Below are 15,559 nucleotides of genomic sequence, written 5' to 3' on the forward strand. Positions count from 1 at the left end.
CACTTGGACTCACTTAGTTTAACCGGCTAGGTTATACGCTTCTATACGCTTCCTTGGCTTTTTTCAGTTCTTGCACGGAGATGTGACCTTGTAACGCTTGGATTTTGGCTGACATGAGTGTCTGAATCTCTGTTGATAACCTCTCTTTCATTTCTACGCTTAACTCATCCCACTTGTCTTGATAATACGCTTGAAAAGAGGCTAGCGCTTCTTCTAAAAATTCATGGACAACACCTTGTAATCGTTCTTCTAAGTAGGCTTGTAACGTTGCTTTACCATTGCCCTCAAAGAATTGCTTTGCTGATTTAAATTGCTTATAACAAGTCTGTCGTTCCTTATCTGTCAGTTGTGCAATTTGATCTGGCATAGCGGGTTGCTCAAATGACTTACTCATGTTCAGGTCACTCATGTGCCATTGATGCTGTTGAAGATGGTGCTGCCACTCCTGGGTAATGTTCTTTAGACCATCCTTAAGATATCTTTCCATCCTTACGGTGAGGGCTTTTAGCTCCTCCTTTAATTGATAAGAGATGTCAAAACGGAGTTCTTCTAGACACCCATCAATCACTTTTTTCATATTTTGATTTCCCTGAAAGACAGAAGGATGGAACGCTTCATTCACATGATCAGAAAAATGATGAAACAAGCGCTGTTTGACATAGTAAATATGCTCTTGCAGTTCTCGATTAACATCCTCATGGAATGAAACGTAAGCCCTTGCTTTAACTTTTTCCTGTAAGGCTTGACCTGCTTCCTGCACGGACTTTATTTTCGCTTGTTTTTTGTCTTGAGAGGATTGTAAGTCCTCAAGCATCTCGTCTATCAGCTGGGCCCCTTTTTGTAAGTCTAGCTCTGCGCTCTTGGTCAGAACATCGACCACATCAGTAGAAAGAAACTGAGTAAAAGAGGACATGAAGGAATGGAAGCCTTCATTCGGTTGCCCATAGAGCACGTCTAAACTTGAAACAGGATAAGTCCGTGGATGTCGAATACCGGACTTCAACAGTTCCTGTTTGACATGATCAACGACGAGAGATAACTCTTCTTCAGACTGCGCCAGGTCTGCGGCGTTAATCAGGAAGAACATCTTGTCTAAAGCGAATTGGTCCTTGACACGGCCGAGCTGATCTAAAAATTGACGATCCGCTTTACTAAAGGCATGGTTATAGTACGTCACGTAAAGAATCACGTCCGCATGCTTCACATAGTCGAAGGCCACATTCGTATGACGAGCGAAAATAGAGTCTGCGCCAGGGGTGTCGATGAAGGTCATCCCTTTCTTAAGTAACGGATGATCGACATACAACCGAATGGTGGACACAAAGCATGCTTTCGTTTCCTCAGCCACAATCTGGCTAAAGGTGTCTTGGTCCGTTTTTTGTTCTGAGCCAAGCTGGTCTTGTGCCACAGACCAACCTTTATGACAAGCGTTGAGGAACGTATAGTAAGGTTTTAGGCTGGCACGTAATTGACTCGGATCGACTTCAGTAATCTGCTCTAATTTATTAACCATATCACCTTGAACAGAGAGCTGCAGGCGTTCTAGCGCTGTGTCAACTTGGGCACGAATCTCTTGCTCAGACTTCATTTGAATAACCGCTGTCCCCGTTGGATAATGCGCATCAGCGGGCAAAAGCTGGTTAATTGCAGCCGTTGTGGGGTGAGGGGAGACAGGTAAATACGCTTCACCTAACAAAGCGTTAATCAATGAGGATTTGCCCGCACTGAACGCACCAAATAAGCAGACAGTGAATTGATTGTCCTCTAGTCTTTGGGCTCTTGAGCGAAGGTCTTGCACCCACGCGTCCATATGAGGTAATTGAGATAAGATGTCACTGCCTTGAGATAAACGCTGAGCCATGTGTTGGACGACCTCAGTGTCCACATGCCATTTTTGATCCCAAGTCGTGTTGCTGTCTTCCGGTGTTGGGCTGTTCGCGTTACTCGTTTCTGGTATTGACATGTTGAATGAAAGAGACTCGTCGTTCACTTGTTGTATAGGCTGATCGTGACTCACAGGTTGTTCAGATTTCATCTCAGCGAATAACGGTGCGATTTGAGCGACTTGCCCGTTTTGTGAAGAATCGCTTTGATCCACAGCTCCAGAATGAGGACCCTTCTGGGCGTCCTGCAGTGTAAGAGTGTCTTCATTAGACGCTGTCGTCAATGCTGTCAAATCTTCCTCAACACGTGCGATATCATTCTGAATACGATGTTCAACGCTTTGTTGCGCCTCTTCATATGCATTTTCGATGTCCTCGATACGTTTAAGCGCTTCAATGAGTGCTTGTCGAGCGTCAAACGATTCCCGGTGATACTTTTCCAATAATGCTTGACCTTCCTCAATAAAGGTGCGTGTGCCTCGTCTGTATAACTGTTTGATTTGGCCCTTGATGTCTTTGGCTAAGATGTACGTGTAATCATCGCCAACTGTGTCATGCTTGACGCTTTGAACCAGTTGTTCCTTAGGATACGTGAGATGCCAGGAGGCCAATGTTTCGGCAAAACCTTCATCATAAAGATCATAAGCGTGCGCCTTTTGTTTTAATGTTTCCTTCACATGCCATTCGACCTGGGTCTGTATATTTTCAGTCAAATTGTCATAAAGTTGTGTGAGGCGACGTTCTTGCTCTTCTGCTGTCTTTTTCTTGGAGAATAGTAGACCAACCTTAAAATCCTTCTGCTGACTCTCAACGAAGGCCTCTAAATACTGCATCGTTTGGTAGGGTGTGAGTATGGCATTGTCCAGTATAGACGTGATGTCTGCTTCACACTCTGGCGTCCAGCGCGCAATTTTAGCTTCAGAATGCTTGTATTCTGCTAAGGCATTTTTATTATCAGACCATTCCCATTTCTCTTTCAGTGCTTCACATTCATTTAACATGGCATGGTACCGTTTTTGGGTCTCATTTTTCAGAAACGTGCCGTGTTCTTTCCATAACGTACGGATATCCTTATGTATCTGATCCGTGATAAGTCCGTATTTTAACTTTTTAACACGATGTAAGCCCTTTTTAAGGGCAGGGAGTTGGTTATATGGGTGTTCGGGTTTTTTTAACGATGTGAGAAGGAGCGCCTCAACTTCAACTCCCCAAGAGCGTAATCCTTCGTTCATGCGCTCTTGGAACTTGTTCATCGACAGCTCGCTGTCGCGGTGCTTATCGATTTGGTTAACCACAAGAATGATACGCTTGCCTTTCTCCTTCAAACGTTTTAGAAATTCAAAATTCCCTTCAGACTGAACGTGGTTATAATCTGTGACGAATACGATTAAATCAGCAAGGTGAAGTGCTTCCTCTGTTGCCGCTTGGTGTTGGTGATCTGTGGAGTCAATTCCTGGTGTGTCCAATAGTTGTACACCCTCTTCTAAGAGGGGCTGATCCGTTTGGATATCGACCTTTTTAACCTGTGTACCGTCTTTATAGTAGTGTTTCCATTGATCAATATCTTCTAGTTTTACGGTCTTCGTTTGCCCATCCGTTAATGTGATCACCGCTTGTGGCGGACCTTGACGTAGGATGACCAGGTTAGCGCTCGTCGGGATCGGACTAGAGGGAAGTAAAGCTTCTCCTAGTAAAGCATTAATCATACTGGACTTACCAGCGGAAAAATGACCACAAAACCCAATATTTAATGTGTTTTCCTCAAGCTTTGAAATAAGATCATTGACTTTACTCGCTGTTTTTGCGTCCTGTTTTGCTTCAATCTGCTCTTTCATCTCTGTTAATAATGCGATGTGTTGATTCATCATAGTGTGTGTCTGCTCTGTCACAATCATCTATGCCTTCACTACCTTTTCCGTACAGTTGATTAGATTTTTGTATCATTTCTCTGATTATTATAACACTGAACGGGTGACTTAGCAGGGATAACGTAGCTGGAAGGATAAATGGCAGACCATCAGCGCCGTCATTGCCTAGGAAATAGTGGTCAGGGCCTATATTTCGCTATGGATTGACAGGGGAATGATGGTTGTGGGAATGTGTTTGTCGCTTGGAAGGCGATATATGTCTGTGGGGTGAAAGGGGTTACAATTCGAATCAAAAAAAGAGGGATCGATAGACGACAATATATGATGGTCTCAATCCCCCTTTAACATTTATTTGTTTTGTTCAAGGACGTTTGCTAGGATGTGAGCTTTGTACTTCTCAACTTTCTTTTGCTCAATGTAACGAATGCCTCTTTTTTTCAATTCTTCAACGTACCAACCTTTTGTTCCAACGTACATCGTTAACATCCTTTCTGTATAAAATTTCGGTTCATTATAGTAGGGATATGAAGGAACCGGGTGCCATTCTAACATCTATAAGAAGTCCAACGAAAGGGGGGAGTCCAAATTTTTTTATAAAAAATTTTGGTCGTTTTTGGTTGTGAGCCAGATAAAGGGGAACAGCGTGATTCACTGGGAATACCATGAAAACTTTGATCAAAGCACACGTCCAAGTGCTGGTCACAGATGAGCTTCCGTATGAGGTGACCTAACGACGCTTGCTGGGCCTCCCAATCTACTAGGTAACCTGCTTTGTGTCGATATAGTAACAAAGATAGCGGTAAGCAGGGTGAAAATGGTATAATGGCTCTCAGATGCTTATAAGTATTGGAGGAATGGTGACACACATGCTAACTGTTAACAACGTGAGTTTAAGATATGGTGATAGAAAGCTATTCGAGGATGTGAATATTAAGTTCACACCGGGAAATTGCTACGGTCTCATAGGAGCAAACGGCGCAGGAAAATCGACGTTTTTAAAAATAATATCTGGCGAGATCGAGTCACAAACGGGTGATGTGCATCTCGGACCGGACGAGCGTTTGGCTGTCCTGAAACAGGATCACTTTGAATATGAAGAGTATCCTGTCATACAGACGGTCATCATGGGCCATCAGCGTTTATATGAAGTCATGAAAGAGAAAGATGAAATCTACATGAAGGCTGATTTTTCGGAGGAAGACGGTATACGCGCTGGGGAATTAGAGGCTGAGTTTGCTGAAATGAACGGATGGGAAGCAGAATCAGACGCAGCGATTCTTCTAAAAGGGCTGGGGATTCCAGAGGAACTCCACACGAAAAAGATGGCTGATTTAAGTGGGGCAGAAAAGGTCAAGGTTCTATTAGCTCAAGCGCTATTTGGTCAACCTGACGTGTTACTACTAGATGAGCCGACGAACCACTTAGACGCACGTGCGATTCTATGGCTTGAGAATTTCCTTATTGATTTTGAGAACACAGTGATTGTCGTTTCCCACGACAGACACTTTCTTAATAAAGTGTGTACGCATATCGCTGATTTAGATTATGGTAAGATTCAACTTTATGTCGGAAACTATGATTTCTGGTATGAGTCAAGTCAATTGGCCCAAAAAATGGCACAAGAGCAAAACAAGAAAAAAGAAGAGAAGGTTAAAGAACTGCAGAATTTCATTGCACGATTCAGTGCCAACGCTTCTAAATCAAAACAAGCGACGTCGCGTAAAAAATTACTGGACAAGATTACGCTCGACGATATCAAGCCGTCATCTAGAAAATACCCGTATGTTAACTTCACTCAGAATCGTGAAGTCGGGAATGATCTATTGTTAGTTGAAGGATTGTCTAAGACGATCGATGGTGAAAAAGTATTAGATAATGTCAGTTTTCGAGTGAACAAAGGGGATAAAATCGCTTTTGTCGGACATGACGATATTGCCAAAACCACATTATTTAAAATCCTCATGGGTGAGATGGAAGCGGACAGTGGCACGTTTAAGTGGGGGGTGACAACGTCTCAATCGTACTTTCCACGAGATAATTCAGCGTTCTTTGAGAATAATGACCTCAATCTTGTTGATTGGTTACGCCAATACTCTCCAGAGGATCAAACGGATACGTTCATTCGAGGATTCCTGGGTAGAATGTTGTTTTCTGGTGAAGAGGTCATGAAAAAAGCGAGTGTCCTATCTGGTGGGGAAAAGGTTCGGTGTATGTTGTCTAAGATGATGCTCAGTGGTGCGAATGTTCTTTTATTCGATGATCCAACGAACCATCTTGACCTTGAATCGATCCAGTCACTCAATAATGGGTTGGTCAATTATAAGGGAACGATCCTGTTCACCTCACATGACCACCAATTTGTTCAAACGATCGCTAACCGTATCATTGAAATAACACCAAACGGTCTGATTGATAAAGAGATGAGCTTTGACGAATATCTTGAGGATGAAGTTTTACAAGAGAAGATAGAAGACATGTATAAGGGTACAGCTTAAAGTTTTGAGAAGAGTAAGGGGTGTCTAGGACACTCTTTACTCTTTTTTAAGGTGCCATTGGGGATTTAAGGAGGGGCGTGAATTCCTGTCCGTAACTATGAAAAAGGGAAAAGACTCATAAAGGCGATAATAAGGGATGTGTAGGGCTTATCTACCGCCTTTAGAGTGCCTTCTTTCCCTTATACCGAGTTATATCACTTTAGTTGTCCAATGTTCGCAATTCCATACGTCAGTGACAACGTCCTGATAAAACTCCGGTTCGTGGCAGATCAGTAGCATCCCGCCTTTATATGCCTTAAGGGCACGTTTTAACTCCTCTTTCGCGTCCACATCTAAATGGTTTGTCGGCTCATCCAAGAGTAGGATGTTCGTTTCTTTATTCATTAATTTACACAGTCGGACCTTGGCTTTTTCTCCACCACTTAAGACGACGACTTTACTCTCGATGTGCTTCGTCGTCAATCCGCACTTAGCAAGGGCTGCTCTGACCTCAAACTGAGTATATGACGGAAACGACTCCCAAACCTCCTCAATACACGTACGATTCGTGTCTGCAGGCTCTTGCTCAAAATATCCGATCTCTAGGTAATCGCCTTGCTCGACATGTCCAGAGAGGGGTGGGTTAAGCCCTAAAATGCTCTTGAGTAGAGTGGTTTTACCTATACCATTTGCACCAGTCAAGGCGATCTTTTCGCCACGCTCCATGCGAAGGTTAAGCGGCTTAGAAAGTGGCTCATCATAACCGATGACAAGATCCTGCGTTTCAAAGACGAGTTTACCTGTCGCCCGTGCGGGTTGAAAGTGGAACTGAGGTTTCGGCTTTTCCTTCGTCAGTTCAATTTTCTCCATCTTATCTAGCTTTTTTTGTCTCGACATGGCCATATTTCTCGTCGCCACGCGCGCTTTGTTTCGAGCAACAAAATCCTTCAATTCAGAGATTTCCTGCTGTTGCTTTTTATACGCTGCTTCTCGTTGTTGTTTCTTCATTTCATACACTTCTAGGAATTGATCGTAATCCCCCACATAGCGATTTAGCTCTTGATTCTCCATGTGATAGATAAGGTTAATGACACTATTTAAGAAAGGTATGTCATGTGAAATGAGGATGAAGGCGTTATCGTACTCCTGTAGGTAGCGTTTCAGCCATTCAATATGCTGCTCATCAAGATAGTTAGTCGGCTCATCGAGTAAGAGAATATCTGGCTTTTCTAAGAGGAGCTTGGCCAGTAAAATTTTCGTTCGTTGTCCGCCACTCAGATCCTGTACATCGCGGTCTAAACCAATCTCATGTATCCCCAAGCCACGACTGATTTCTTCAACCTTGGCCTCAATGATATAAAAATCGTTATTGGTCAGCATCTCCTGAATGGTGCCTGTCTCTTCCAACATGCTCTCCATTTCTTCTGGGGAAACCTCAGCCATTTGGTTAAAAATGTCGTTCATGCGTTTTTCTAGATCATAGAGGTATTGAAAGGCACTCTTTAGAACGTCGCGAATGGTCATCCCTTTTTCTAATACGGTATGCTGGTCGAGGTAACCGATGCGAACATTTTTGGACCAAGAGATGGTTCCCTCGTCTGGTTCAAGTTTTCCCGTAATAATATCCATAAACGTGGATTTGCCCTCGCCGTTTGCACCGACGAGCCCAATATGCTCTCCCTTAAGCAGACGGAAGGACACATCGTTGAAAATGGCGCGGTCACCAAACCCATGGCTTAAGTTCTTTACTGTTAAAATACTCATATATCTAACACCTTTTCATTTTTAAAATTGTAAAGGAATAGGGCGATGCCCATTCTAGTAAAAATGAGACCCACGAACGATTATAACTTATTGGGGGTCATAATCATAGGGGGCGGGATCATATAGGAGAAAAGCTGGTGAGCCATTTTTTAGTCATCACACTTTCTTTCTCGTAACGGTTTTTTAATCATTGGCCGTTAATGGAATGAGATGACAACTTTAGGGGAAAATATAGCCAACTAAAGCCAGCCAAAGCACCATATAGAAATGGACGTGATTTTCTCATCATGAAATAAAGAAGGAGTGTATGCCTGTGGTTTACAAATTACTTTTCACCTTGGTGTTCCTTTTTGTTCAAGTGTTGTCCCCCTTAGGAACAGCAGTAGCCAAAGGTGATGATTCTGAACTCAAAGCCGCTTTCGTCCGTGATCAGGATTTATGGCTGAAGATAGGGAAGCAGGAGACAATGTTAACGGAAGGTGATAACGTCCGCTATCCGCAATGGTCTACAGACGGACAATGGCTTGCTTTTGAGAAAGTCCTTGATAATCAAAAGAGTGAACTTTGGGTTTATGATTTAGACGCACAAGTAACATACAAGATAGCAGACACGACTTTTCCAATTTATCGTTGGTCTCAACATGAGAATGAATTGGCCTACCTAGACCAATCCGTTTTGAAAGTCGTGAGCATGGATGACGTTTTTGAAGGAAAGGAAGGTCACATCGTACTTAGAGGTGTAGGTCAATATGCATGGTTACCAAACGGGAGCGGTTTTCTTGTTTCAACTGAAGCAAACCCCACGGATGAGGGGTGGGGAGATATAGAACTTCTCACTGTCTCAAAACAGGAGCAGGAGGCTAATCAGACCACGCATCTGTATACCTTACCGAGTCAAACTGAAGACTACTTTGTTATTTCCACAAGTGGGTTCAAATGGTCGCCAGATTTGAAATGGATCGCCTTTATTGGTCGACCCACAGCTTCTCTCTCAGCTGACGGAAATACACTATTTGCTTTGTCCGCTGATGGCCAAGAACTCTTAAAGCTAGGCGATATGCTCAACAATGAAAACTGGTTTCAATGGGGCCCGACGAAGCATCAGTTAGCCTTTATCGAAGGAACAGGGCGTATGGCGACACAAAACAAAAATTTGACCCTACACCCCTTTTCCTGGTGGACGAATAAAGGAAAAGATCTCACACCGGCGGGGGATGTAGACTGGGACTTTGACTGGAAAGACGAGCGTACCATTACGGTGTCTAGAGCAGAGGAAAGCAGATGGGAAGAAGATGAATCTCAACGTCCGTTTCCTGTCTTAGTACAGGTGGACACCAAACGCAAGAAAGGACAGTCAATCACTTCACCGATGAGAGGGTTTGGTGATTTTTATCCGCAACATATTCAATCTCTAGACACGTTAACGTGGGTGAGAAGTGATCGATATTCGGCAGAAGTATGGCGTGGCCGCTCAGACGGATCACAAGCGAGAAAATGGATCAATGATATCGACTTAGGATCTAACTATTACGAACGCTGGGATTGGCGTACAGTACTCAGCGTATACCAACCGTCCGATACAGCATTCGACAAGAAGTGATGGGGTCCTAAACAGTTAGATAAATTTTATGCCACAAACTGTGACAGTATCAGCGCTTGGTCTGCTATACACTCATATTTAGATGCGAAACTTTAGCGTATCTAAATATGAGTGATGGGAGAGTGACTTATGAGAAAGACAGTGTTAAGTCTTGCAACGGCCACTGCCCTTGCAGTTTCATCCGTTATGGTACCTGCTGCTGTTTCTGTACATGCTGTAGGGAACGGACCGAATTACAATGGAAACGAGACGATCAAGAATGAACGCCTACATAGTTATGAGGACATGGTTCAGTTTTTGGAGTCAGTGGACAAGCAAGCAGAACATCTTACGGTGGAAACGTACGGTCAATCCGTTCAAGGTAGGGATCTATTTCTGGTCAAGTTTGGGAATAATCCAGATCGACCTACGATTGTCATCCTGACTCAACAGCATGGTAACGAAGCTTTAGTCACAGAGGCGGCCCTCCGCGTGATTCAACAGTTGTCTACCAATAGTCAAAAGGTAAGGGAGCTACAGGAGCAAGTCAATGTTATATTCATCCCTCGCCTTAACGTAGACGGTGCAGAAGGAGACGTCAATTTTGATATATCCCATTATGAAGGTGGGGGACAAGCGACACGGTATAATGCGAATGAAGCAGACTTAAATCGAGATCACAACTCGTTAGCACAACCGGAAACTAGAGCTTTACATGAAGAAGTCCTGCAACAATATGACATCGATTATTTGATTGATTTCCATCATCAAGGGACGCAAAGTGCCATCAACGATGAGTACGTGTCAGGCTCTATTCTCTACCCAACGAATCCCCAGGTAGACCCAGCGGTGGCTCACATGTCTAAGCAGTTGGGCGCAGTGGTTTATGATGCTGTTGAAGAGAAAGGGTATGGTACGCTAGGAAAGTATCGTGGTGGAACAGCCAACACCATTGCTCGTAACGGACTAGCACATGACTACGACATTTCGACGCTTCTATTTGAGATGAGGGGAATGTCCGACCATTCCTATGAACCGTACGTATTAGGACAAAAGAGTAACGGCTATATTATCCAACAAGGGGTTGTGGCGATGGAGGCAGCTATAGAAGCCATTGCTGACGATTCCATAACAGAAGCAGACACAAGTTTTTGGGAGACGTTACCGTATCAGGGCACTAAAGGAGAAGAATAGCATAAGTTAATAAGCTAAGCGGCCTAAAGCGACCAAAAAAGTACAAGTCATCCGTAAGTTAAGCTCTCGTGTCAAAATGATCTTGTTCTTCGACAGTTTACGTCTAGACAAAATAACACACTAAATAAAAAGCAGACAAAATGGCCAACATTTTGTCTGCTTTTTTAAGTGCCTATATGAAATCAGACTTGCGGAATAATGGGATGTGTTAGAGGGTTTATCTTCCGCCTTTTATGAAGGCCCTCTTTCCCCTCATGGTATCAATAAAAAGAAGGGCCTGAGTAAGAGTGGCCGTAAGCACGTCTCCCAATATCGCATTAAAACGAGTAAAATGTCTAGGTTACATTTACTCTCGATATAACGGGAATATCGTCGTAAACGTAGTGCCTTCATTTACTTTACTTTTCACCTCGACTTGACCATCATGATTTTCGATGATGTTAAAGCTCACCATGAGCCCAAGGCCAGTCCCTTTTTCCTTCGTTGTGTAGAATGGCTGACCAATACGTTCAAGCTTTTCCTCCGGTATACCTGACCCTTGGTCAATGACTTGAACAACAGCTTGGTCCTCGTCTTTATACGCTTTGATCTTGATTTCCCCGCCTTGTGGCATCGCCTCAATAGCGTTTTTAATAAAATTAATAAACACTTGCTTAATTTGGTTTTCGTCGCACATAATGTACAGCGGTTCTTGTTCATGTTCATATGTCATTAAGATATTGTTCAGGTTAGCTTGGGATTCCAACAGTGTGACGACTTGTTGTATCACCCTTTGAACGTCCTTCTGATTGTAATTCACCGTTTGGGGCTTGGAAAGCATCAACAATTCGCTAACGATAAACTCCATACGGCTGATCTCCGAATGGATAATATCAAAGTATTTAGCGTCAGTCGTCGGTCTAATCAAAGTCATGAAGCCTTTAATCGCCGTGAGCGGATTCCTGATCTCATGTGCAATTCCGGCAGCAAGTTCTCCTGCCACAGACAGCTTCTCTGACTTATTCAGATAGGCCTCCGCTTCTTTGCGCTCCGTTATGTCTCGGAATGTGACCACTGTACCAACAATCATCCCCAGTTTCATGATTGGCGTACACGTGTAGTCAACTGGAAAGGAATACCCGTCCTTCTTCCAAAAAAGGTCATCCTTACAGTGGATTACTTTTCCCGTTTCCATGGATTGGCGTATAGGAGAGCCTTGCCCTTGAAAAGGGTTATCCAGCTGTGAGTCACGTCTGATCAGTTCCGGGATACGCCGTCCAAGGACTTCCTCTTTTTTGTAACCTGTCATTCTTTCAGTAGCAGGATTCCAGAATGTCACGTTAAGATCTAAATCCAAACCGAATACACCTTCATACATCGCATTAAGTATGAGCGTGTGTTCATCATTCAGTTTTCTTAAGGCCTCTTCAGACTTAACGGACGCCGTTTTATCTTTACCAATTAAGAATATCCCCTTCAAATTCTCCTCGATCATGAAAGGGTAAGTGGTCACTTTTAAATAAATCATATCCCCGCGTGTGTGCTTCGCCCGAATGCTAACCTCACTAGACATGCCTTTTAGGGATTGGTAAAAGGAGTACTCGAATGAAGCCAAGTCATCTGGCAAAAGCATGTCGGCCAAACGTTTCTTTTTAATCTCATGCTTGGAAAGCCCCAGAGTACGATAGCCGGCAGGGTTGGAGTGAATCACTTCTCCAACTGGATTCAAAATAAGGATCATCTCTGGGCTATTTTGATATAGAGAACGATACCGTTCCTGCGACTCCTTTATCCTGCGATCAAAGAAGATCGTAAGGATAAAGGTCCCCAATATAAAGCATGTGGTTAAGGCAATACTCAAGCCTAATATTTGTGTATTAATAGAATACGTACTTTCACTACTGACATGTCCTTCCTCTAGCCAAAAGGTTGTCCCTAACATGCCAATATAGTGCACCCCACAAATGGCAATACCCATAAGGAACGCACTCACGACCTTATAAGTGTCGAATCTCGAATGAGACTTTCTGAGCCAAAAAGCCAGATAAAAGGCTACCAAGGCATCGATTGAGGAAGCCAAAAAAGATAGAAATACATAAGGTGCTGAGAAATGCATGACCATGTTGGCATCTATCTGCATCGCTCGCATACCGATAAAGTGCATCAACGTGAGTCCGAGACCTAATATAAAGGCACCGATAGCTAAACGTTTTGCATTTATAACTGAATAAGCGCATATGTAAAGTGATAGGAGAGAAGACAAGATCGCAAATAAAATAGATATAACCACGTAGGTTAGGTCATAGCTTACTTGAACTTGGGCGTCTAAATGAAAAGCGAGCATGGAGATGAAATGCATCGCCCATACCCCTGTACCCAAGCACACACCTGCGGCAATGAGCCAAAAGTAATTACGATAGACGTATAATCGACCAATCAAACTTAACGCAGTGTAAGCGGCCAGTGTTGCAATAAGGTACGATAAAAGCACAAGGGAGTAGTCATAACTACCAGTGACTTGGTCCATTGTCAATCCTCCTAGTTCGATTCTTTATATCACGATTGGATTGGAAAAAATTACGTCCCTTCTTAGTTTGGCGATTTACAATAAAAATGTCTAGTAAGATTGAGGATTTTATGTAAAAAAATATTAAAATAATAGCACAAATGATAGAATGATGCTTACTTTTTGGCAATTTGTTAACGGTAACAGGGTTAGGATAAAAAAGATAGAAGATATAGAATAGGAGATGCCAATTTATGACATGTTGTAGGATTTAAACCGTAGTATGTCACTACCATGTGAATAGTATAGGGGGGACCAAAGTGAGTATACTTCTAACGCCTGTTAAAATTGGAGGTTTGACCTTGGGCAACCGCGTGATGATGGGCGCGATGCACCTAGGTCTAGAAGGAAGGCAGAATGCGGAGGAGGATTTGATTCGTTTCTACACAGAAAGGTTAAAATATGTTGGCCCCGGACTCATTGTGACCGGTGGTGTATCAGTATCACCAGAAGGTGAAGGGGGAGCACATTTTTTAGGTTTCTATCGTGAAGAGGATCGAAGTCGTTTGAAAAGGTTAACTGAGCGTATTCATGAGTCGGGCGGCCAAGTTGCAGCGCAGCTTTTTCACGCAGGCCGTTACGCTTATCCGGATTTATCAGGAGAAGAAGCTGTTGCTCCGAGTGCTATACGTTCTCCAATACATCAACACACCCCGCGTGCACTCACAGCGGAAGACATCCGACACCTTATTCATTGTTTTGCAGATAGCGCTAAACAAGCCCAAAACCTTGGGTTTGATGCCGTTGAAATTATGGGGTCTGAAGGCTATCTGATTAACCAATTTTTATCTCCAGTAACCAATAAGCGTGATGATGAATGGGGTGGCGACTTTGATAGACGAATGCATTTCGCTATAGAAATCGTTCGTCATATACGCAAACGTGTCGGACTTAATTACCCAGTGATATTCAGGCTGTCTGGAGCCGATCTGGTAGATAACAGTACTTCAGAAGAGGAAACGGTACAGTTCGCCAAACGCTTAGAGGCTAATGGCGTAGACGCCGTTAATATCGGGATTGGCTGGCACGAGTCAAAGGTGCCGACAATTTCCATGATGGTGCCTAGAGGAGGTTTCATTGAAGTCGCCAGAAAGATAAAAAATAACGTATCAATCCCTGTCATCGGTAGTAATAGAATCAATGATCCTCAGCTCGCAAATACACTCATCCTACAAGGGCATTGTGATCTTGTCTCTATGGCTCGACCATTTCTAGCGGATCCTCATATTTTGCACAAAGCATCTAGGGGAGAGTATGAAGCGATTAACACGTGCATTGCCTGTAACCAGGCTTGCTTAGATCATGTGTTTGAAGGCAAAACGGCCTCTTGTTTGGTTAATCCACGAGCCGGAAGAGAGGCTAAATGGCATCTTACGCCTCCTAGCGCACATGACCGCAAAAAAGTGCTGGTCATCGGTGGTGGACCAGCAGGGTTAGAGGCCGCCAGATCCTTAGCAGAAAAAGGGGAAGATGTTCACCTTTTTGAAGAAAGAGATCAATTGGGCGGCCAACTTCATTACGCGAAGCAAATCCCTGATAAATCAGAATTCAATGAAACGTTACGCTACTATGCCCATGAGCTTACGCGTTTAGGTGTATCCGTACATTTGAATACGAAGCTGAATATAGAACAGATGAGAGCATTTGAGCCCGACCTGATCGTGAACGCTACTGGGGTGAAACCCCGTATCCCTAAGATTCCAGGTGTAGAGCTACCACATGTTTATACCTACCCTCAAATTTTTGATCAGAATGTCCAGTTAGGACATAAGATCGTGATTATAGGTGCAGGGGGTGTCGGTTGTGACGTCGCCCATTATCTGTTGGAAAAAGGAGAATACAACATCACCATGTTACGCCGTAAAGGAAAAATGGGAGAGGGATTAGGTAAGACCACCCGATGGGCATTGATTAGCAAGCTCATACAAAACGGACTACAATTTATGTCAGACCTCAGTTACGAAAGCATTACACATGATGGGGTGGTCATCCGTCAGGAGCATAAAGAGGCCCCCACATTCATGACCATTCCAGCAAATCATATCATTCTCGCGACCGGCCAAGAGCCTCACACCGTTCCGGATCTCCTACAACTTCAAAAAGAAGGATTTAATATGATAACGATAGGCGGTGCCAAACGAGCAGGTGAATTAGATGCCAAACGGGCCATATATGAAGGCGCCAGAATAGCATATGAAACAATCGAGACAAGTAACATTAGTGGTATGAAGCGTCCTTGAGAGGGCGTTTAT

Annotated in this window: 8 protein-coding genes; 4 read left to right on the top strand and 4 right to left on the bottom strand. The window is 43.5% G+C overall.

Annotation, left to right across the window (positions count from 1 at the left end; all coding sequences use genetic code 11):
• Positions 1-31: 31 nt before the first annotated feature.
• Positions 32-3,748 (bottom strand): dynamin family protein, encoded by a 3,717-nt coding sequence (locus JKM87_RS02245; RefSeq protein ID WP_202077442.1) that lies wholly within the window; start codon positions 3,746-3,748, stop codon positions 32-34.
• A 351-nt stretch (positions 3,749-4,099) separates the two neighbouring features.
• Positions 4,100-4,228, bottom strand: coding sequence for a DUF2639 domain-containing protein (locus tag JKM87_RS02250; RefSeq protein WP_202077444.1), 129 nt, complete (start codon positions 4,226-4,228; stop codon positions 4,100-4,102).
• Between the two features lie 389 nt (positions 4,229-4,617).
• Here JKM87_RS02250 and JKM87_RS02255 point away from each other — a divergent pair, with 389 nt between their 5' ends.
• Positions 4,618-6,246: an ABC-F family ATP-binding cassette domain-containing protein gene (locus JKM87_RS02255; RefSeq protein ID WP_202078046.1), complete on the top strand. Its 1,629-nt coding sequence runs from the start codon at positions 4,618-4,620 to the stop codon at positions 6,244-6,246.
• Between the two features lie 189 nt (positions 6,247-6,435).
• On the opposite strand, the gene JKM87_RS02260 is transcribed toward JKM87_RS02255, so the two are convergent.
• Entirely contained in the window at positions 6,436-7,989 is a 1,554-nt protein-coding gene (locus JKM87_RS02260; RefSeq protein WP_202077446.1) for an ABC-F family ATP-binding cassette domain-containing protein, read from the bottom strand.
• A gap of 313 nt (positions 7,990-8,302) precedes the next feature.
• Here JKM87_RS02260 and JKM87_RS02265 point away from each other — a divergent pair, with 313 nt between their 5' ends.
• Entirely contained in the window at positions 8,303-9,589 is a 1,287-nt protein-coding gene (locus JKM87_RS02265; protein WP_202077448.1) for a TolB family protein, read from the top strand.
• Between the two features lie 129 nt (positions 9,590-9,718).
• Positions 9,719-10,762: a M14 family zinc carboxypeptidase gene (locus JKM87_RS02270; RefSeq protein WP_202077450.1), complete on the top strand. Its 1,044-nt coding sequence runs from the start codon at positions 9,719-9,721 to the stop codon at positions 10,760-10,762.
• 346 nt (positions 10,763-11,108) lie between these two features.
• On the opposite strand, the gene JKM87_RS02275 is transcribed toward JKM87_RS02270, so the two are convergent.
• Positions 11,109-13,268, bottom strand: a complete 2,160-nt coding sequence (locus JKM87_RS02275) for an MHYT domain-containing protein (protein ID WP_202077452.1) — start codon at positions 13,266-13,268, stop codon at positions 11,109-11,111.
• A 299-nt stretch (positions 13,269-13,567) separates the two neighbouring features.
• Here JKM87_RS02275 and JKM87_RS02280 point away from each other — a divergent pair, with 299 nt between their 5' ends.
• Complete coding sequence (locus JKM87_RS02280) at positions 13,568-15,547, top strand: oxidoreductase (RefSeq protein WP_202077454.1); 1,980 nt, start codon at positions 13,568-13,570, stop codon at positions 15,545-15,547.
• Positions 15,548-15,559: the final 12 nt, after the last annotated feature.

This window comes from Caldalkalibacillus salinus, assembly GCF_016745835.1.
Taxonomy (GTDB): domain Bacteria; phylum Bacillota; class Bacilli; order Caldalkalibacillales; family JCM-10596; genus Caldalkalibacillus_A; species Caldalkalibacillus_A salinus.

Excerpts from the sequence above, each read along its gene's own strand:
- JKM87_RS02270 (WP_202077450.1), top strand. The coding sequence starts at position 9,719 with ATGAGAAAGACAGTGTTAAGTCTTGCAACGGCCACTGCCCTTGCAGTT.
- JKM87_RS02260 (WP_202077446.1), bottom strand. The coding sequence starts at position 7,989 with ATGAGTATTTTAACAGTAAAGAACTTAAGCCATGGGTTTGGTGACCGC.
- JKM87_RS02255 (WP_202078046.1), top strand. The coding sequence starts at position 4,618 with ATGCTAACTGTTAACAACGTGAGTTTAAGATATGGTGATAGAAAGCTA.
- JKM87_RS02245 (WP_202077442.1), bottom strand. The coding sequence starts at position 3,748 with ATGAATCAACACATCGCATTATTAACAGAGATGAAAGAGCAGATTGAA.
- JKM87_RS02275 (WP_202077452.1), bottom strand. The coding sequence starts at position 13,268 with ATGGACCAAGTCACTGGTAGTTATGACTACTCCCTTGTGCTTTTATCG.
- JKM87_RS02250 (WP_202077444.1), bottom strand. The coding sequence starts at position 4,228 with ATGTACGTTGGAACAAAAGGTTGGTACGTTGAAGAATTGAAAAAAAGA.